The organism is Streptomyces sp. NPDC032161 (assembly GCF_040636995.1).
Lineage (GTDB): Bacteria > Actinomycetota > Actinomycetes > Streptomycetales > Streptomycetaceae > Streptomyces.
The window spans coordinates 1-18,220 of the sequence record NZ_JBEZVN010000034.1 but is presented as its reverse complement, the minus strand read 5'-3'; the positions used below and the strand labels follow the sequence as shown (position 1 = coordinate 18,220).

Sequence of the window (18,220 nt, the reverse complement as noted above, 5' to 3'; positions counted from 1 at the left end):
CGTCATTCCGCAGCGGCCCCATGAAGAACATCCGGCGGCCGATCCGCCGGGCCCCTGCCGCTTTCGACCCTAGGGAGATCACCCCATGTCCGAAACCACTACCATCGCCGCCGAACTCACCCTCACCCCCGCCGAGTTGGCGCCGTACATCCAGCACACCAAGATCGATTCGGATGCGACGCGCGACCAGATGATTGCCCATGCCCGGGAGGCCGTCACCCACGGCTTCAACGCCGCGATGGTGCCCGCCTCCTGGCTGCCCGTCGTGGTCGCCGAACTGAGCGGCACCGGCGTGGAGGTCGCCTCCGCCCTGGACTTCCCGACCGTCGGCGTCATGACCAGCGCCGGAAAGGCCGCCGAGGCCGCGGAGATCGCCCGGCTCGGCGCGACCCAGCTCGACATGGGCGCCCAGGTCGGCTGGCTCAAGAGCGGGCGCTACGACGACTTCCGCGAGGACATCGCGGGCGTCGTCCGGGCCTCGGGCCTGCCCGTCAAGGTCATGCTGGAACTGCCGCTGCTCACCGACGACGAGAAGGAGGCCGCCGTCGAACTCGCCATGGAGGCGGGCGCCGCCTTCCTGAAGAACGCCAGCAGCGGACAGGTCGAGACTGCGAATCCGGCCAGCGTTCGTTACCTTGTTGACCGAGCGCGGGACGGGGTCCGGGTGAAGGCGTCCGGTTCGATCAAGACCTACCAGCAGGGTCTTGATCTCCTGCGCGCGGGCGCCTCCCTGCTCGGGACCAGCGCCGGCCTGGCGATCATCACCGACACTGGTGACGAGACGACCGTCAGCTACTGACCAGCCACCACAGCCGTACCCCGGCCGCCCACGGCGGCCGGGGTACGGCTCCCACGTCCGGAGCGACGCCCGTCCTCCGGATGAAACCGGAGAAGGAGATGCGACCACTGTGACGGCCGACAAAAGGGGAGTCCCGGGCATCAAGCGGGATGTCCCCACGGCGATCCACGTCCAGATCTCGGAACACATCCGACTGCGTATCGCCAGCGGCGAGTGGCCAGCGCACTACCGCCTCAAGGCCGAGCCGGAACTGGCTCAGGAGTTCGGCGTCAGTCGCGGCACCCTGCGACGCGCTCTGACCACGCTCATCGAGGAGGGCCTGCTGCGGCAGGTGCGAGGACGCGGTACCTTCGTCACCTCGACGACGATCGAACCCGCCATCGCCCAGAAGCTGAGCACTCTGTCCGAGGACTTCGCCAGCCAGGGCGTCGTGACCACTACCTCGGTGCGGGAGTGCTCGCTGATCGTCCCGCACCAGCCCGTCGCCGCTCTCCTGGACGTCGCCCCCGGTACCCGGGTGCTGCGCCTGGTGCGGGTCCGCAGGACCGACCAGGGGCCGGTTGCGCTGCTCTTCAACTTCGTACGAACCGACCTCGCGCCCGGAATCGAGAAGATGGACTTCACGTCCTCCAGCCTCTTCGGCGTCCTGGAGGGCACCTACGGACTGAAGATCGCCACGGCCCGCCGTACCTTCGGCGCCGAGGCCGCCACCACTGACGTGGCCACCGCCCTCGACCTGAGCGAGGGCGCCCCTGTGCAGTACCTCCAGCAGGTCACCTACCTCGCAGACGACCGGCCGGTGGAGTACTCGGACGTATGGATCCACAGCGGCCGACTGCGAGTCACCTCGCTGCTGCTGCGCAGATGAGCACCGCGAAGGTCTGTTCCTCCTCCGAGCAGACGAACCCGGCGCACCCGCTGCTCTGCACAGAGAAGGGTCCGGCCACAGCAGGAGAGCGACGGTCCGCCGGACGAGGACTGGTGGCCTGCGGTGCCGGCCGCGAACTGCGCGCGGTCCCCAAGGACTGCGTACACGTGCCGCTGCCGAGATCGCCCAGCGCGACCGTAAGACAGTTCGCGTCAAACTCCAGGCCCCCGCGCCGCGCGGCCCCGGCCACGCGGGAGGCCGTCTTCCACGAGCGGGACCGCCGCGTCGGATGTGTGAACCAGCGGTTCACCGTGGCGACCACGCCCTTGCCCCTGCTGACCCGCGACGGGTCCGACCGGGCGGTGTGGCGGATCACCGGCCGCGACCGGGGCGAGGAACGCCGCGCCTTGGCCGCGCTGCCGAAGGCACGGTGAGCACGGCGGGCGGACCCGGCCTCTCCCCAAGGCCGGGTCCGCCTGCCATCTCGCCCCGCGTTGATGCTTCTATTGGTGGTCAAGCGGTCTGGAGCCAGTCGCGGTAGGTGTGGGTGAGGTCGTCGAGTCGGCGGATCCCGCGTTCGCCATCGGAGATTCTGCTTGGCCGGACGCCGAGGTGTCGTGCGGCAGCGGTCAGGGTGATGTTCTTGGGCTGCCGCAAGGGACGTAGGTCCGCGATCTCGGGAACGCTGATCGTGGTGGTCGGACAGCGGAAGATCTCGTGGGCGATGGCTCGTTCCAGGAGTCGGATGATCTCCTTCGCCCTGTGGGCGCAGCACCATGAGCGACAGGAGAATGCGCTGCCGCTGAAGCAGTGCGTCGTTGACCTGGCCAGTCCCGAGCTGAGCGGCGACCAGTTGCTGGGGCCGCCCGAGATGGCGGCGCTGGCCGGCATCACCGCTTCCACGCTGCGGTCCTGCATCTCCCGCAGCAACAGCGAGGTCCCCATGCCGCAGGCCACCGTCGGCGGCCGTGCGCAGTGGTCGCGCCCGGTCGCCGAGGATCGGGCTGAGGTTCGCCGACGCTCGCCGGAAGAGGAGCGGGCTGTCATGTCGGCCGGTGACCGGGACAACCTGTCGCCCGGAGCCGCCGACGTGCACGGCCCTCATGCTCTCACCGGGGTGGTGTGTGATTCCGGATGCGGCATCGCACACCACCCCAGCGCCCTGAGCTAGTGCCGCTCCCGGCAACGTTTGCCCCGTCGCGCCGCCCGGCACTTCCCCGAGCTCTCAGCTTCGTTCGAGCAGGGGAGACCCCATTCGAGGGTTTCCGGCCGCCTTGCGATCGCACGCACCGGACGACGCTCCTTCCGGGTAAACCTTGCCGGTCACGGCGCTAGACGCCGCTCTCGTACATGACCCAGTTGGTGCGCGCGGCGACAGTGTTGTAAAGGGCCTGGGCCTGAAGGTTGTCTTCTGCGGTGACCCATTGCACGAAGGATCGTCCCTCAGCAGCGGCGAGTGCTCTCAGCCGTTGGATGAGCGCCCGTCCGACGCCCCGCCCGCGGACTGCGGGATCGGTGAACAGGTCATCGAGGAAGATGCCCGTCGTCCCGGTGTACGGGGAGGGGATGGGGCGGTGGTGCGCGAATCCGACGATGGCTCCGTCGACCTCCGCGACGAGGGCGTCGCATTCGTGCCCGGGATCCGTCAGCCAGGCCCAGGCGCGTGAGACGACCTCCTCGGACTCCTGCAGCCGGTAGAACTCGCGGTACTGGCGGAACAGCACGCGCCAGCGGGCTTCGTCCGCGGCGGCGAGGGGGCGGATGGTCGGGGCATTCGATGTCATGTGCTTCTCTTTCTGTCTTCGTGCACGGGCGGGATACAGCACGAGGACGGAGGCGCGCGAGCGGCGGCAATACGAAAGAGAGCGCGTAACGGAATAGCTCGAAATGTAGTAACGATACTATGTATTCTCATGAGCAACGATAACAGATCGAGTGAGATCGCCGAGCTGATGAGGCGGCGCATCGTGGGGATGCGCGCAGGGGAGAGGCTGCCGGGCGTGCGGGAGCTTGCTGCGGAGTTCCGGGCGAGCGCCGCGACGATCTCGTCCGCGCTGTCCTCGCTGACTGTGCTGGGGCTCGTGCGGGCCGAGCCCGGGCGAGGCACATTCGTGGCCGGGCGGGAGCGGATGCCCGAGTCTGACTTCTCCTGGCAGTCCCAGGCACTCGGGCGGGTCAGGGTCGACGCGGACCGGGCCTCGCGGCTGGGGAGCTACGGCACGCCTGAGCATCTTCCGCTCTCCTGGGGGTATCTCTCCCCGGAGCTGCAGCCGGGGGAGGAGCTGCGCCGGATCGGGTCACGGGCGGCGAGGAGTGGTCGGGGGTGGGGGATGACCCCGCCGGCGGGGTCGCCCGAACTGCGACGGATTCTCGCGGCGGAGTACGGTGCTGAGCCGAGCGACGTGCTCGTGGTCTCAGGCGGGCAGCAGGGGCTGGTCTTCGCTCTGCGCACGCTCGCCGAGCCCGGGGCCACGGTCATCACCGAGAGCCCCAGCTATCCGGGCGCGATCCTCGCGGCGCAGAGCGCGGGCCTGCGGCTCGCCGCGGTCCCCGCCGACGGCGACGGCATCCTCGTGGACCGTCTCGCCGACGAGCTCGAACGGACGAAGGCACGTGTGGTCTATCTCCAGCCGAGCTATGCGAACCCGACCGGTGCGGTGCTGAGTGCGCGGCGTCGCGCGCAGGTCCTCGCCCTCGCCTCCGCGCACGGTGCCTTCATCGTCGAGGACGACTGGGCCAGGCACCTCTGGCTCGACCGCTCCGCGCCGGCCCCGCTCTTCGCTGAGGATCCTGACGGGCACGTGGTGACGATCCTCACGCTCTCCAAGCCTGTCTCGCCCAGCCTCCGGCTCGGCGCGATCCTCGCGCGCGGGCCGGCCGGCACGCGGCTGCGGGCCTCGCGCACCGCCGATGACCTCTGCGTCTCGCCGCTCGTGCAGGAGATCGCGCTCGAGCTTCTCTCCTCCAGCGCCTGGCCCCGGCACCTGAGGCGGTTGCGGGCCGCGCTCGTCGGCAGGCGCGACACGATGGCGGATGCGATCCGGAGCACGCTGCCCGACGTGCGCCTCCCGCGGATCCCGTCTGGGGGACTCCACCTCTGGGCCCGGTTGCCGGAGGGGCTGGACAGCGCCGAGGTCAGCGCCGCCGCCTACGCGGCCGGGGTCCTCGTCGGCGACGGGCGGCACTTCTTCGTCGACGAGCCGCCCGCACCGCACCTCCGCTTCTCCTACGGTGCCGCCACAGGGCCCCAGATCGCCGAAGGCATCCGCAGGCTCGCTCAACACCTTTGACGAGCCGGTGCGTGATAGCGGGGGTGAGGGAGTCGTCGGTGGTGGGGGACATGATTCGCACGTGTCGAGCAAGGTCGATCGTGTGGTCCTCGCGCATCGGCTGTTCACCGGTGTCTCCCGGCGGCATCTGGCCTGCCTGGTGGAGGAGCTGGCTCAGCCGTGGCAGGCGTGTGTCGGAGCGGCGACGTCTCGATGCCCGTGGCGGTGCTCGGAAGCGGGCCGCGGGCGCTGGAGTCCGGCATCAACTGGTCTTCGTTGACCGGCTGGTGGCCGCTCTGATCCATCTGCGGCACGATCCTCCGCAGACGGCGGGGGAGTGTTCAGCCGTCGGGCGGCTTCCTCTTGTGCGCGACCGTTCAGTCGGCGGCGCCTGGGTGGCTGAATGGTGGCCCAGGGCGAATCCGCCCTGGCCGCGGCCGGGGGAGGTGCCCGGCCCTCTCCCGGCCGGGACGACCTGCAGGACCTGGCACCTGCCCTGCCTGTCAGCCCTTCGCGTTCCGGAAGCTGCGAGGAGATCCGGTGCAGGGCATCGCCTGTGGGATCAGGAGCACGTACCGGATGGGTGATCAGGCGCGTGCGGACCCGTGCTCGCCGGAGGCGCGGAGCGGAGGAGATGGTGCAGCCATGTGTCCGGATCTGAAGAACAACGTGATCGTTCACTGAAGGCTGCGGCAAGAGACACCCGTAATGATCCGGCCCGGGTTTCGTCCGCCCGAGCCAGGACCCCGCGGGTGCAGGTGCAGCGGGCAGGTCCGGAGCCTCTGAAGGGTGATGAACCGGTTCGGGCGCGTGTCCTCGAACCCTGTGCGAAGCCCACGGACAGGGGGGCTCTTGCAAGGGCCGTTCGGCATTCGAGCACCCGTCCTGATCGCCAGGACGAGGCCGGGTGCGCAACCGGCTTTGTCCGGGACGTCGGCGCAGGGCCTGCGTGGTTTGCGGCAGCCGTCCATGAGCGACAGGGCCAGTCCACGCGATCCGCACGACACACCCTGCGAACGGCGTTGACTGCTTCTCATGCTTGGGTTCCCGGAGGGTGCCGCGTCAGGGAGACGGTGGCCCAGACCGTCCGGCAGCCGTCGCGTCCCACGTGTGTGCCAAGTGCCCGGGTGCAGCTGGCAATGATCCCCAGGCCACGGCCGAAACCGGATTTGTCGTGCCAGTGCTTGACGGTTCGTTCCGTACCCTGGTCGCGCACCTGAATGCGCAGGTGACTTCTGTTCTGCTGCAGGTTGGTGATGATGACGGTGCTGTTGGTATGGAGAATGGCGTTCGTGGCGAGTTCCGTGGTGATCAGCAAGGTCGTGTGCCGGACACCTTCGTCCGTCAAGTGCTGCTGATCGAGCCATAAGCGGGTCAGGTATCGGCAAACAGGGACAGCTCGGTCCACCGCCGGGAGGTGCAGGGTGGTGGACCGCGATTGGAGCCATCCGGTGGTCGGCGCGCCCGCCACCGGGGTGTCAGGCCATCGTTCGACTTCTTGCGGGGTAAGCGCGATACACGCATATGCACTGGTCGTCGACATGACTCTCCTGGTGCTTGTGAGGGGCGCAGGCGGTAGACGGGCCTGGTGTCCCGGAGCGGCGCGTGGGGGCGCCGCCGACGTGTCGAGGGTGTTCCTCACGTATGCGAGAAGAAGGAGCATGGGCACTGTGCGTCCGCGGGGCTTGTACAGATGGACGGCGGTGGGTGCGAAGAAGCAAGGGCGCATACGGGGCGCCGGTTCCACGGCCCGTACGCCCCTTTCTGCCGGCGGCGTGACGCGCCTTTGCGCAGGGGGCTTTCCGGCCTCCTGGCCAGATGCATCGGCATCCACCTCTTCCGGGCCAAAGACGGCGACAACCGCCGTACCCATGCAGGACGGCGGTCTGTCGGGTGGTCTGGTAAGGGAGCGGCGTGTTCACGACGGCCTTGCCGCGACGTGCTGAGACCGGCGCTGGATCCTGAACGTCGGTCGGCGTCAGCCGGCGCCGGGTGACGCCGGCTGACGCGTCCAACTCCTCTCACGGGGCGCCCATAGTGGGGACCCTCCCTTTCAGCGGCCGGCGCGAATCAGCCGCCTGATCGGTTGGGTAGCCACCTCCCCGAGGGAGGGCGGGTGGCCAACCGTTGGACGTAACCGTTATGCGTCGAGTCTGCATATGGCGGCAATGGGTGACAGCGGAATATAACCCGAATGGCTCACTTCGGTCTGATGAAATGTTCGGGTTCTGCCTGGTTTAGAAATGGACGAACGAGCGGCTGCCCGTTACTGCACGGTGATTTTCTGACGTCTTATCAGGACCTTTCGTTTGGGGCGTTCGCCGCCCGAGGTGGCAATCGCGAACCGTCTGATGATCAATCAGTTACTTCTGAAGTCGTCACCGTGAAGGTTCGGCTCGTGATTTCGGTGGCACAGCACTGATTTTTTGTCGCCTGAATTTCGCGGGGGCGGGAAGGGCGGTGCGCACACTGTTCCGGTAGTGAATGATGTGGCGTTTGATTTTCCGCTTTGCGTGGTACTCCGATCGAGTGGTTCGGTGCTTCTTCTCTTGAGATGTCGCTAATCCGTCCCGCTTTACTGGACTATGAACCGGCGGGTCGCCCATCCCTTCCCGGGGACGTTGCTGCTACCCGTTCCGGTCTTCGCTCCCGTCACAGTGAAGTGTGCGGTGACCAGATGGTGTTCTCGCTGCCGGCGCAGGCCGTCCCTCTGGGAAGAGAAGGGCACCGCTCCGCCGACGTCGTTGCCAATGAGCGCGCACGTCATTTCTAGGGAGTGCCAGCATGTTCCGTTCCCGTCTTGCCGCCGCTACTGTCGCCGCCGCCCTGGCGGCGGGCGCCGTGGTGGGCTTCGCCCCCCTGGCCGCAGCGGCCCCCGCCGCTGTGGCCGCCTCACCCTGCGTCAACGACCTGCAGGCCGCGCAGACGTCCAACAATGCCGCCATCGCCGCCGACCAGGCCAACGACACCAAGACCGCCTTCTCCAACAACCTGAGCACCGCCACCTCGCTCGCCTCCGCGCTCGGCGACTGCGCCGGGCAGCCGTCGGTGGTGGGGGCCAATATCCTTACGGCTTCCGCGACCAACGCGACCGCCATCGTGTACAACCTGCTCGGAGCCGCCGGTTCGGCCCTGAGGTCCGAGCAGGCGACCGCTTCGTCGATCAGCCAGGCGCTCGCCAGCGCGACCTGACCGGCGTACGGCGGGTGCCTGCGGCCAGGCCCCCTCATCCCGGCCGTCGCCTGGCCCTCAGGTTCCCGGTCTGGGGACCGGTGCGCAGGCCGGCTTCCCACCGCCGCCCGGGCGGCGGTGGGAAGCCGGTGCAGCCGGTGAGAAGTCTCTCGCCCTGTCCACGCGCAGCCAAAGTGTCCGGTGTCCCGCACGGTCCGGACGTCTGGCAGCCGGCGAACCCTCACGAGACCCGCTGTCCGCTTTCTCTCCGCGCTCACGGCGCGGGCATACGTGTATGCCCGAAAAACGATTTACTTTCCCTTACCGCATGTCGAGGTCATTGTGCTGGTCACTGCTTTCTTCAATTCCCTGTGCCGCACCTGCTGTATGACTTCCCGGTTTCTGATCCCTATCCTTTCAAACCCTGCGCTCGCAGGCGAGGAACCAGGATTCCGCAGCTGCGCCCCAGGCGGATCGCCCTGGGGCGCAGCGCGCATGCGCGGAGTGTGGAATGGAGTGGATCAGTCGCCCCCTGCCCGCCGACTGACACTGGAGCTGGATTTGTCTGGCTGCGTTCGAGTCAAGCTTTCCGGAGGTCCGGACTGGGTTCCCCTTCCTGCCGTATGGGAGGTCAAGTCCGTGGAGATCGAACCAAAAGTGAAGATCCTGTGCGGCAACGCCTATGAACACTTCGATTTCTCGGGCTGTTACTGCCTCTATGAAGGCGAGCAACTGCCCATCTACCGCTGGTGCCACCGCACGTATGTGGCCGAATAGGCTCATCCCGTGATCCTGAAGGGAAAGTTTCCATGGTCAATCCACCAGCATCTGAGGGTGACTCGTGACACGGCGGACCGGAGGCCGGGCCCGGGACGCCGTGGTCACCGGCATCGGGCTGTGCCTTCCGGGTTCAGGAGCACCGGTGTTCACCGCGGACGATCTCTGGAACGTCGCGTCCACCGGAACGTCCTGCCTCATCAAGAACGGCGTCTACTACGGCAGCGTGGACCTGCCGGACGCAACGTTCGACGAACGTGTCCCCGGCATTCCCGAGTTCTTCTCACGCCACTACACAGACGCCCACCGCTTCGGACTGGTGTCGCTGGCGCAGGCGTGCGAGGACGCCGGCCTCGAGGTCCAGCACGATCTGGAAGAGGCCGCCATCCTGGTGGGCCGCGGCGGTGTGGACGCCAACATCGACAGCTATCTCGCCGTCCTCAGGGCCGACCCCGCGACCTACCCGGTCGCGGATGCGCTGGAGATGTTCGTCGCGGCCGAGCAGGCCGTCACCCCCTCGGATGTCGCACTGGTCCAAGGCGCGCTCACCCGGTCCAAGGGAGCCAATTACACCGTCTCCTGCGGCTGCGCGTCCTCAGCCCTCCAGATCGGCAACGCACAACGCCTCATCGCCGCTGGCGAGGTCGATGTCGCCGTGGTGACCGGAGTCGACGTCTTCAGCGTCACGCTCATCCGCAACATCCAGCGCCTGCTGAGCGGAGCCCAGAGGGCCTACGACGTCATGCGGTCCCAGGACATGCCCAGTCTCCTGCCGTCGTTCGACGCCCTGATGCGTCCCTACGACCGGCGTGCCGAATGCATCAACCACGGCGAGGGGTCCGCGACCCTCGTCATGGAGAGCAGGGAACACGCCTTCAGCCGGGACGCCCGCCCCTACGGGCAAGTCCTCTCGCAAGCAACCACCCGCGACGGGCTGGCCAATCCCCTGGCCAGCGACGAGAGCGGAAAAGCACTGGTCTGCGCAGTGCGGCGATGCCTCGGCGACACCTGGGAGATCAACCAGGTGCCCTACATCCACGGCGGCAGCGACGGCAACGTCGTCGTCACGGCCTTCGAGGCGAACGCCATCAAAGAACTGTACGGCCCCGCGTCGAGCGATCTGCTTATGACTTCGCAGGAGGGCTGCTTCGGCCACAACGGCGCCCCGGCCGGCTGTGTCGGGGTGGCTCTGACCCTGCTCATGATGAACCACGGCCAGGTGTGCCCCACCGCCAACTGCGAACAGCCCGCGGACCAGCTGACCTTCGATCCGGTTCCAGGAACAGCACCCCGCCGCCTCGACTTCGACTACGCCTTCAGCTTCAACTACCAGGTCGGCGGCGTGAAAAGCGCGATCCTCCTGGGAAGTCCCGACGTCTGAGCCGCCCACCGCCCGGCCGTCTCCTTGTCGACAGGCCGTCGCCCCGAGGCCGGCGACGGCTCAGTCTCAGCTCCACAGTTCCTCACGCCCCCGCAGCCCTGGCCAGGGCGCCCCCAAGCACGCACGTGCACACCGGCGCGCTCTACCGCGCGGCATATCTCCCTCTTCCCTAGCCGCACATACCGCCCCCACGTTCCTCATGAACGACAAGGAGACCCTCGTGGCCCACCGCAGGCACCCCCGCCATCCAGCGCATGCGCCCATCGCCGTCATCGGCATGGGCTGCCGACTCCCCGGAGACGCCGACTCCCCGGCCGCCTTATGGCGTCTGCTGGTCAAGGGCCGCGAAGCGGTGAGCACCCCCCCACCCGGTCGCGAGACGGCCAACCCGGCGGACAGGCCGCCCACCGAAGCACAACCCCCCTTCCACCGAGGCGGCTACCTGAAAGACGTCTCGCGGTTCGACGCGGACTTCTTCGGGGTTTCCGGACGCGAGGCCGATGTACTCGATCCCCAGCACCGGCTGCTGCTCGAGGTTGTCTGGGAGGCCCTGGAACATGCCGGGTTGCCACCCGAGCGGCTCACCGGATCCCCGACAGGCGTCTTCACGGGGCTGAGCTACAACGACTACATGGACCAGCTGGCCGGCCGGCCCCAGGAACTCGAAGGCTCCATCCTGACAAACGGGCACTGCGTCGCCGCCGGCCGTGTCTCCTACCTCCTGGGCCTGCACGGCCCCAGCATCGCCCTCGACACCGCCTGCTCGTCCTCCCTGGTCGCGTTCCACCTGGCCTGCGAGTCACTGCACCGCGAGGAGTGCGATCTCGCCCTGGCCGCCGGCGTCACGCTCATGCTCGCCCCACGCGTCACCCGCTCCTTCGCCAGGATGGGCATGTTGTCCCCGACCGGACGCTGCCATACCTTCGACGCCGCCGCGGACGGATTCGTCCGCGGCGAGGGCTGCGGCGCTGTCGTCCTCAAACGCCTGGCCGATGCCCGCAGGGACGGCGACCGCATCCTCGCCGTCGTCCGCGGATCCGCCGTGAACCAGGACGGCCGGTCCGACGGCCTCGCCGCCCCGTCCCTCACGGCCCAGCAGACCCTCTACCGCACGGCAATCGACCGAGCCGGCGTCGACCCCGCCCGGATCTCGCTGGTCGAAGCCCACGGCACGGGCACCCCCGTCGGTGACCCCGTCGAGTTCGCCGGCCTGGCCGCCGTGTACGGCAACGGCCTCTCCCCATGCGCCCTGGGCTCGGCCAAGACCATCCTCGGCCACCTGGAACCTGCCGCAGGCATCACCGGGCTGATCAAGACCGTGCTGTGCCTCCAGCACGGGATCATCCCGCCCAACCTGAACTTCACCCGATGGAACCCGGCCATCGCCGCGGACGCCACCCGCTTCTTCGTCCCGGTCGAATGCACCCCATGGCCCGGCAACCAACCGGTCAGACTTGCCGCGGTCTCCTCATTCGGCTTCTCCGGCACCAACGCCCACGTCATCCTGCAGCAAGCGCCAAAGCCCCGCCCTCGTGCCAGCCTGCCCGCCCCCCGCAGGCCTCGGCCCTTGCCGCCCGAGGTGATCCTGGTCGCGGCCGGATCCCGCCAAGCCCTCCCGGCCGCCGCCCGCCACCTGGCCGAGTGGCTGGACAACGACGGCGCCGACGCCCCGCTGCGCGACATCGCCCACACGCTGGCCCTACGCCGCAGCCCCGGTCGAGGACGCCTCGCGGTCGTCGCCCGTTCCCGCGCCGAGACGGTCGACGCGCTGCGCCAGTTCGTTGACGGTCGGCCGCATCCAGCCCTCATCTCAGGCACAACCGACGTCACCGCCCCCCGCCAGCCCGTATGGGTGTTCTCCGGCCAGGGCTCCCAATGGTCCGGCATGGGCCGCGAACTCCTCGCCCACAACAAGGCCTTCGCGAAAGCACTGACCGACGTGGACGCCCTCATCCGCAACGAGGCGGGCTTCTCCGTCCTGGAACTGATCCGGGCCGGCGAACCCGTCACAGGATGCTCAAGGGTCCAACCAGCCCTCTTCGCCCTGCAGATCGCCCTCGCCGCGACATGGCAGGCACACGGCGTCCGACCCGCCGCCGTCATCGGCCACTCCATGGGGGAAGCCGCAGCCGCAGTTGTGGCCGGAGCTCTCACCCTCGCCGACGGCGTCCGCGTCATCTGCCGCCGCTCGGCACTACTGGAGCGAATCGCCGGGACGGGAGCGATGGCCAGCGTCGGCCTGGCCCAGGCCACGATCCAAGCCACCCTCGCCGACACCCACGTCGACGCCGTGTCCGTGGCAGTCCTGGCCGCACCCGACACCACCATCATCTCCGGCGACGCCGACCAGGTCGCCCACCTGATCAGCCAATGGGACCAGCTCGGCATCCCCGCCAATGCCATCGCCGTCGACGTCGCCTCCCACAGCCCTCACGTCGATCCCCTCCTGCCCGAACTGCGCCAGGCACTCTCCGGCCTGACCCCCCGCCCGCCCCGTATCCCCTTCTACTCCACCGTGGCCGAAGAGCCCCGCCACGCCCCCCTTCTCGACGCCGCCTACTGGTGCGACAACCTGCGCCGCCCCGTCCGCTTCCACCCCGCCGTCGTCGCCGCCGCCCAGGACCGCCACCAGATCTACATCGAGATCTCACCCCACCCCGTGGTCACCCGGTCCCTCACCGACAGTCTGGCCGAACTGGTGCCCGACGCCGTGACTCTGCCCACACTGCGCCGCGCACAGGACGAACCCACCACCTTCCGCGCCCAGCTGGCAACCCTCCATTGCAACGGCGGTACGGTCGACTGGACCCCCCTGTACGGCGACGGCGACCTGGTGGATACCCCCACCATCACCTTCGACCGCACCCGCCACTGGGCCGCCGGCCGAGCGCTGCCGACCGACGCGGACGCCCTGCCCGGCCGGCACACCGAGACCCCCGGCGACCAGGTCCGCCACACCTGGAGCGCCACCGCCCCAGCCCTCCACCTGCCCTGGCTCAACGACCACCACGTCCACGGCAACCCCGTCCTCCCCGGAGCCGGCTTCTGCGCCCTCCTCCACACCACTGCCCACACCGCACTCACCGGTACGCCCACGGACATCGGCCTCACCGACATCACCTTCCAAGACCTACTGCGTCTGGACGACGACACCCAGATGAGCACCACCATCACGCTCACCACCGGCGAGCAGGCCGTCTGCGAGATCCACTCCCGAAACCCGGACGGCTCCTGGCAACTGCACGCCGCAGCCATCGCCCGCCGCGGGCTCGCACCCCACGACGTCCGTGCCACATCCGTGCCCGGCCTCAGCGACAGGCATCCCGTTCCCCTCGATCCAGCCAGGCTCTACGCCAGCCTGCGCGCCTGCGGGCTCGAGCACGGTCCCGCCTTCACCGGCATTACCACATTGCGCACGACGAGCCGCCAGGACAGCTTCTGGGCCGACATCCAGCTACCACCCGCAGCCCGCATCCCCGAACCCGCCCTCAGCGCCCACCCCGTCCTCCTCGACCTGTGCCTGCAACTACTCGTAGCCGGGCTCGGCTTCGAGAGCACACCCGCACCGATCCTGCCGGTCCAGGTTCGCGCCCTGCGGATCCTCGGCGACCCCGCGCAGGCCGCCCACGCCCACGCACGGGTGACCGAGAACAACGGCACGACGCTCACCGGAGACGTCCGCGTCCTGGATACCCAAGGCCAGCCCGTTCTCGCCCTCGACGGCGTGCGGTTCACCCGCCGCGAATCCACCGAACGCAACACCGTCGACCAGTGGTTCATGGAACTCGGCTGGCACCGAGCACCCTCACCCCGCACAGCGCCGACCCCACCCGGGAACTGGCTCATCATGGACGAGGGCGACGGCCAGGCCGAACACCTGGCCGCACTCCTGCGCGCCGCCGGAGCCGAGACACACGTGCGGCAATGCCCGCCGGACGTGGAGGAACTCCCACCCCTGGCCGACACCTTCGGCCAGCACCTGGCCACCAGTACGGACCCTTGGCGCGCCGTAGTCCTGCTGTTCGCAGCACCGCCCGCCCCCGACACCGACCCCGTTCAGGGCGCACAGCAACGGGCCCGACTACTGCTCGCCCTCGCCCAGGCCGCCGACGAGCACCGCGGGGCACCGCGCGTGTACGCCGTCACCCGCCACGCGTACGCCGTCGCCGCAGACGAGACCGGTCACCCGGCCCACAGCACCGTACGCGGCGTGGCACGCGTCATGGCCGTCGAGCAGCCCCGCATGCGGCCCACCCTCATCGACACCGACCCCGGCGAGAACGGGCTGCGAGCTCTTGCCGCCGAACTCCTCGCCGACGCACCCGAGGACGAGGTCGCACTACGCGGTGACACCCGACACGTCGCGCGCATCGACCGCGCCCCCATCACCCCCACCGAACGCGCCGCCTGCACCACCCGAACCGTCCGATTCGGGCAGGACGGGTTCCGCCTGCGCGTCGGACAACTCGGCGATCTCGACAGTCTCGAACTGGCCGCGACCGGCCGCCGCCAGCCCGGCGAAGGCGAAGTCGAAGTACGCGTCGATGCCACGGGCCTCAACTTCCGCGACGTCCTGACCTCCCTCGGCATGCTCGGCTCCGAGCCGGCCACCCCCTACCGCATCGGCTTCGAGTGCGCAGGCGAAGTCAGCGCCGTAGGACCCGGCGTACACCACGTCCACCCTGGAGACCTGGTGCTTGCCGCCCAGTTCGAAGGAGGCGCCTTCGGCTCCTTCATTACTCTTCCCGCCACTGCCGTCACCCCCATGCCACCGGCCTTGGCACCCACCACGGCTGCAGCGCTGCCCACGGCGTTCCTCACCGCCTGGTACGCCCTGCGGCACGTCGCCCAGCTCGCCCCGGGCGAGCGCGTACTGATCCACTCCGCCACCGGAGGCACCGGCCTGGCCGCGATCGCCGTGGCCCACCTCCTGGGCGCGGACGTCCTGGCGACGGCCGGCAGCGAAGACAAACGCCGCCACCTGCGCGGCATGGGGATCCGCTGTGTCATGGACTCGCGCACCCTGGACTTCGCCGAACAGACCCGCCGAGCCACCGACGGCCAGGGAGTCGATGTCGTCCTCAACTCCCTGGCCGGCCCCGCGGTCCGAGCCGGCCTCGAAAGCCTGCGCCCGTTCGGCAGGTTCATCGAACTCGGTGTACGCGACATCCTGGCTGACGCCCCCCTCGGGCTCGCCCCCCTGCGCCACAACATCACTTTCAGCACGGTCGACCTCATCGAACTCCAGCAGCGGCGCCCGGAGCTGTTCGCCACGGTGTTCCGCGAGGTCATGGACCATATCGCCGCCCAGCGGCTCAAACCGCTCCTGTGCACCGAGTACCCGCTCGACCGGGCAGCCGACGCCTTCCACCTGATGGCCCGTGCCGGGCACATCGGCAAGATCGTGCTGACCGTCCCCGACTGGGGAGAGGCCACGGCTGTTCTGCCCGACGGACCACCCGTCGTCCGCGCCGACGGCGCCTACATCATCACCGGCGGTCTGGGAGGCCTGGGACTGGCAACCGCCCGCTGGCTGGCTGAACAGGGCGCCAGCCGCATCATTCTCAACGGCCGCCGGCCCGCCTCACTCGAAACCGCGCGAACCATCAACACCCTCACCTCCAGTACCACGGTCGTCCTCGGCGACATCTCCCGCCCCGGCACCGCCCAGCGACTGGTCACGGCCGCCACCCACGGGGGAGTGCCCCTGCGCGGGATCGTGCATTGCGCCATGGTCCTCGACGACGCGGCGCTGGCCACCGTCCGGGACCACCAGCTCAAACGGGTGTGGGCCCCCAAGGTCACCGGCGCCTGGAACCTTCACCAGGCCACTGCGGCCCACTCGCTGGACTGGTTCGTTCTGTACTCGTCGATGAGTTCCCTTCTGGGCAACGCCGGACAAGGAACATACGCGGCAGCCAACGCCTGGCTCGACGCCTTCGCCGCCTGGCGCACCCGCAACGGCCTGCCCACGTTGGCCGTCGACTGGGGCCCCTGGGGCGAAACGGGGCAGGCCATCGACTTTGCCGAGCGCGGTTACGAGACAATCCCCACCCGCAAGGGCCTGGAGGCTCTGCATTCCCTCCTCGCCCACCAGCGGGTCCAGACGGCCGTCATCCCGGGCCCGGCTCGGACCTGGATCCCCAGCGCCGCCGCGCACTCCAGCCTCTTCGAGCTCCTCGCTCCGGCTCCGGCCGAAGGCGCCGAACTCGCCGCGGATGAGGGCAATGCCCTGAAACGCCCCCAGGGCGGCATCCGTCCCCAGCTCGAGGCACTGCCCGCCGGCATCGCCCGCCAGACCGCCCTGGAGAGCTACCTGGCCGACCATATCCGCGCCATCCTGCGCACCGGCAGCAGCACGCTTGACCCGCATACCCCCCTCAAGTCCCTCGGGTTCGACTCGCTCCTGGCCACGGAACTGCGCATCCGCCTCGATACCGACCTCGACGTCCGCCTGGCCGGCAACTTCGTCTGGCAGCATCCCACCGTCGCCTCCCTTGCTGCGGCCTTGGCCATCCACATGGGCCTGGCTCCACGGGACGAACCGCCCCTTTCCGGTACCAGCTCGTAGCGCCCGGGCAGGCCGCTGTGCGCTCTGGTGTGCTGCGATGACTGAGGGAAGCAGTGCGTGACGTTGATGGCGCCGGCGCCATCAACTCCGTTCGTGTCGTCGCCGACTGGGGAGCACTCCTGGCTGCCGCGATCGCCACACTGGTTGGTGATCCCCCTGGCCCCCGAGACGGTGCTGGACGCGCATCATCTCCTGATGAAGTACGGCGCCTTGTGCCCTCGGGGAAGGCAAGGGTATCGAGGAGCATGCACGGGAGCTGTTCCTCGCCGACAAGTCCGTCCGCGATTCGTCAGCTTCACTAAATTGCGGATACGAGGCCGGACCGCCCCAGCGGCGAGGGTCGCGAAGCGGAAAGGTCCCCTGCGGTTGTAGGGGCCGGCGTCGCTGCCGAGGCTGAGCGAGAAGCAGTTCACTTGACTGGAGGCGGAGCTGGGCAAGGGGCCGGCTGCGCACGGGTGGGAAGACCAGCGCTGGACCCTGAGCCGTGTGAAGACGGTGATCGGCCGACGCTTCCACCTGACCCGCACGGTCCGGGGTGTGCGAAGGCTGCTGGTGCGCAACGGCTGGTCCTGCCAGGTCCCGGCCCGTCGGGCGATGGGGCGGGACGACGAGGCGGTGGCCGGGTGGGGGGAAGGAGGCCCTGCGCGGAAGGCTCGCGGCGGCCTGGCCGGACTCCGGTGGTGCGGGTCCGCGACCGTTCCCGCAGACGGATCTCCATCGTCGCACTGACCTGTAACAAGCCCGGCCGCTGGCCCGCTGATCTACCGGCCACGCAGATACAACGGCCGCCGCGACGGGCGCAAGAGCTTTCCTGGCGGGACTACCGGGACCCTCTGATCGCAGCCCACCAGCAGCTCGGCGGCCCGATCGTGCTCGTCTGGGACAACCTCGACGTCCACAAGGCGCTGGCCCGCGGGAGTTCGCCGGCTCCCGGGAGTGGCTGACCATCTACTACCTGCTGCACCCGACCTCAACCCCGTCGAAGGAACCTGGTCCCTCCTGCGGCGCAGCTGGCTCCTCAACGTCGCCTTCACCACCCCCGAACACCTCGTCCAGCGCATCCGACGCGGACTACGGCACATCCAGTACCGCAGGGACCTCATAGACGGCTGCCCTACCGAGACTGGCCTGACCATCAGACCCGCCTGAGCAACGACGCGACCGCTTAGGACTTGTCCGGTCGATCATGTGACTGCCTTGCGCCTGGATCGTTGATGCGGGCATGGGGCGGGGTGATCTGAGTGATGCCGAGTGGGAACGGCTGCGGCCGTTCCTTCCTGTCAGCAACGGGCGCTGTGGCCGGTGGCGGGACCATCGGCAGGTGATCAACGGGATTCTGCACCGGGTTCGGACCGGTGTGCAGTGGCGTGACCTGCCGGAACGG

The 18,220-nt window shown here is 69.0% G+C and carries 14 protein-coding genes and 2 pseudogenes; 13 read left to right on the top strand and 3 right to left on the bottom strand.

What is annotated here, in order from left to right; all coding sequences use genetic code 11:
- Positions 1–85: 85 nt before the first annotated feature.
- The 3 genes from deoC to AB0E67_RS30900 all read left to right on the top strand — a co-directional run bounded on the left by deoC (position 86) and on the right by AB0E67_RS30900 (position 2,101).
- Positions 86–799, top strand: a complete 714-nt coding sequence (gene deoC / locus AB0E67_RS30910) for a deoxyribose-phosphate aldolase (protein WP_362032871.1) — start codon at positions 86–88, stop codon at positions 797–799.
- A gap of 109 nt (positions 800–908) precedes the next feature.
- Positions 909–1,667: a GntR family transcriptional regulator gene (locus AB0E67_RS30905; protein ID WP_362032868.1), complete on the top strand. Its 759-nt coding sequence runs from the start codon at positions 909–911 to the stop codon at positions 1,665–1,667.
- Positions 1,664–2,101: a hypothetical protein gene (locus tag AB0E67_RS30900; RefSeq protein WP_362032865.1), complete on the top strand. Its 438-nt coding sequence runs from the start codon at positions 1,664–1,666 to the stop codon at positions 2,099–2,101. Before AB0E67_RS30905 ends, AB0E67_RS30900 begins: the two co-directional genes overlap by 4 nt.
- Positions 2,102–2,180: 79 nt before the next feature.
- Here AB0E67_RS30900 and AB0E67_RS30895 read toward each other — a convergent pair whose 3' ends face one another.
- Entirely contained in the window at positions 2,181–2,324 is a 144-nt protein-coding gene (locus tag AB0E67_RS30895) for a helix-turn-helix transcriptional regulator (RefSeq protein ID WP_362032863.1), read from the bottom strand.
- 88 nt (positions 2,325–2,412) lie between these two features.
- Between AB0E67_RS30895 and AB0E67_RS30890 the strand changes: the two genes are divergently transcribed.
- A complete protein-coding gene (locus tag AB0E67_RS30890; protein ID WP_362032860.1) occupies positions 2,413–2,838 on the top strand; it encodes a hypothetical protein in 426 nt (141 codons plus the stop codon).
- A 160-nt stretch (positions 2,839–2,998) separates the two neighbouring features.
- Here the strand turns inward: AB0E67_RS30890 and AB0E67_RS30885 are convergent, their stop codons facing one another.
- Positions 2,999–3,451 (bottom strand): GNAT family N-acetyltransferase, encoded by a 453-nt coding sequence (locus tag AB0E67_RS30885; protein ID WP_362032857.1) that lies wholly within the window; start codon positions 3,449–3,451, stop codon positions 2,999–3,001.
- Between the two features lie 129 nt (positions 3,452–3,580).
- On the opposite strand from AB0E67_RS30885, the gene AB0E67_RS30880 reads away from it, so the two are divergent.
- Positions 3,581–4,957 (top strand): PLP-dependent aminotransferase family protein, encoded by a 1,377-nt coding sequence (locus tag AB0E67_RS30880; protein ID WP_362032854.1) that lies wholly within the window; start codon positions 3,581–3,583, stop codon positions 4,955–4,957.
- Positions 4,958–5,018: 61 nt separating this feature from the next.
- Positions 5,019–5,265, top strand: a pseudogene (locus AB0E67_RS30875) (IS5/IS1182 family transposase); the annotation flags it as partial.
- A gap of 704 nt (positions 5,266–5,969) precedes the next feature.
- Here the strand turns inward: AB0E67_RS30875 and AB0E67_RS30870 are convergent.
- Complete coding sequence (locus AB0E67_RS30870) at positions 5,970–6,479, bottom strand: ATP-binding protein (protein ID WP_362032851.1); 510 nt, start codon at positions 6,477–6,479, stop codon at positions 5,970–5,972.
- A 1,241-nt stretch (positions 6,480–7,720) separates the two neighbouring features.
- On the opposite strand from AB0E67_RS30870, the gene AB0E67_RS30865 reads away from it, so the two are divergent.
- The 7 genes and pseudogenes from AB0E67_RS30865 to AB0E67_RS30835 form a co-directional block, all read left to right on the top strand.
- Positions 7,721–8,128 carry a hypothetical protein gene (locus AB0E67_RS30865; protein ID WP_362032848.1) on the top strand — a complete coding sequence of 136 codons (408 nt, stop codon included), beginning with the start codon at positions 7,721–7,723 and terminating at the stop codon, positions 8,126–8,128.
- 366 nt (positions 8,129–8,494) lie between these two features.
- Positions 8,495–8,884 carry a DUF5988 family protein gene (locus tag AB0E67_RS30860; RefSeq protein WP_362032965.1) on the top strand — a complete coding sequence of 130 codons (390 nt, stop codon included), beginning with the start codon at positions 8,495–8,497 and terminating at the stop codon, positions 8,882–8,884.
- Between the two features lie 100 nt (positions 8,885–8,984).
- Positions 8,985–10,265, top strand: coding sequence for a beta-ketoacyl synthase N-terminal-like domain-containing protein (locus AB0E67_RS30855; RefSeq protein WP_362032962.1), 1,281 nt, complete (start codon positions 8,985–8,987; stop codon positions 10,263–10,265).
- A 199-nt stretch (positions 10,266–10,464) separates the two neighbouring features.
- Positions 10,465–16,836 (top strand): type I polyketide synthase, encoded by a 6,372-nt coding sequence (locus tag AB0E67_RS30850; protein ID WP_362032845.1) that lies wholly within the window; start codon positions 10,465–10,467, stop codon positions 16,834–16,836.
- Positions 16,837–17,253: 417 nt separating this feature from the next.
- Complete coding sequence (locus AB0E67_RS30845; RefSeq protein WP_362032960.1) at positions 17,254–17,565, top strand: winged helix-turn-helix domain-containing protein; 312 nt, start codon at positions 17,254–17,256, stop codon at positions 17,563–17,565.
- Positions 17,460–17,985: pseudogene (locus tag AB0E67_RS30840) on the top strand (transposase). The gene AB0E67_RS30845 and the pseudogene AB0E67_RS30840 overlap by 106 nt, the downstream one beginning before the upstream one ends.
- A 73-nt stretch (positions 17,986–18,058) precedes the next feature.
- Positions 18,059–18,220, top strand: a 162-nt coding sequence (locus tag AB0E67_RS30835) for a transposase (protein WP_362032957.1), incomplete at its 3' end; no start/stop codon positions are given.

Excerpts from the sequence above, each read along its gene's own strand:
- AB0E67_RS30870 (WP_362032851.1), bottom strand. The coding sequence starts at position 6,479 with ATGTCGACGACCAGTGCATATGCGTGTATCGCGCTTACCCCGCAAGAA.
- AB0E67_RS30885 (WP_362032857.1), bottom strand. The coding sequence starts at position 3,451 with ATGACATCGAATGCCCCGACCATCCGCCCCCTCGCCGCCGCGGACGAA.
- AB0E67_RS30850 (WP_362032845.1), top strand. The coding sequence starts at position 10,465 with ATGAACGACAAGGAGACCCTCGTGGCCCACCGCAGGCACCCCCGCCAT.
- AB0E67_RS30890 (WP_362032860.1), top strand. The coding sequence starts at position 2,413 with ATGATCTCCTTCGCCCTGTGGGCGCAGCACCATGAGCGACAGGAGAAT.
- AB0E67_RS30865 (WP_362032848.1), top strand. The coding sequence starts at position 7,721 with ATGTTCCGTTCCCGTCTTGCCGCCGCTACTGTCGCCGCCGCCCTGGCG.
- deoC (WP_362032871.1), top strand. The coding sequence starts at position 86 with ATGTCCGAAACCACTACCATCGCCGCCGAACTCACCCTCACCCCCGCC.
- AB0E67_RS30860 (WP_362032965.1), top strand. The coding sequence starts at position 8,495 with ATGACTTCCCGGTTTCTGATCCCTATCCTTTCAAACCCTGCGCTCGCA.
- AB0E67_RS30880 (WP_362032854.1), top strand. The coding sequence starts at position 3,581 with ATGAGCAACGATAACAGATCGAGTGAGATCGCCGAGCTGATGAGGCGG.
- AB0E67_RS30900 (WP_362032865.1), top strand. The coding sequence starts at position 1,664 with ATGAGCACCGCGAAGGTCTGTTCCTCCTCCGAGCAGACGAACCCGGCG.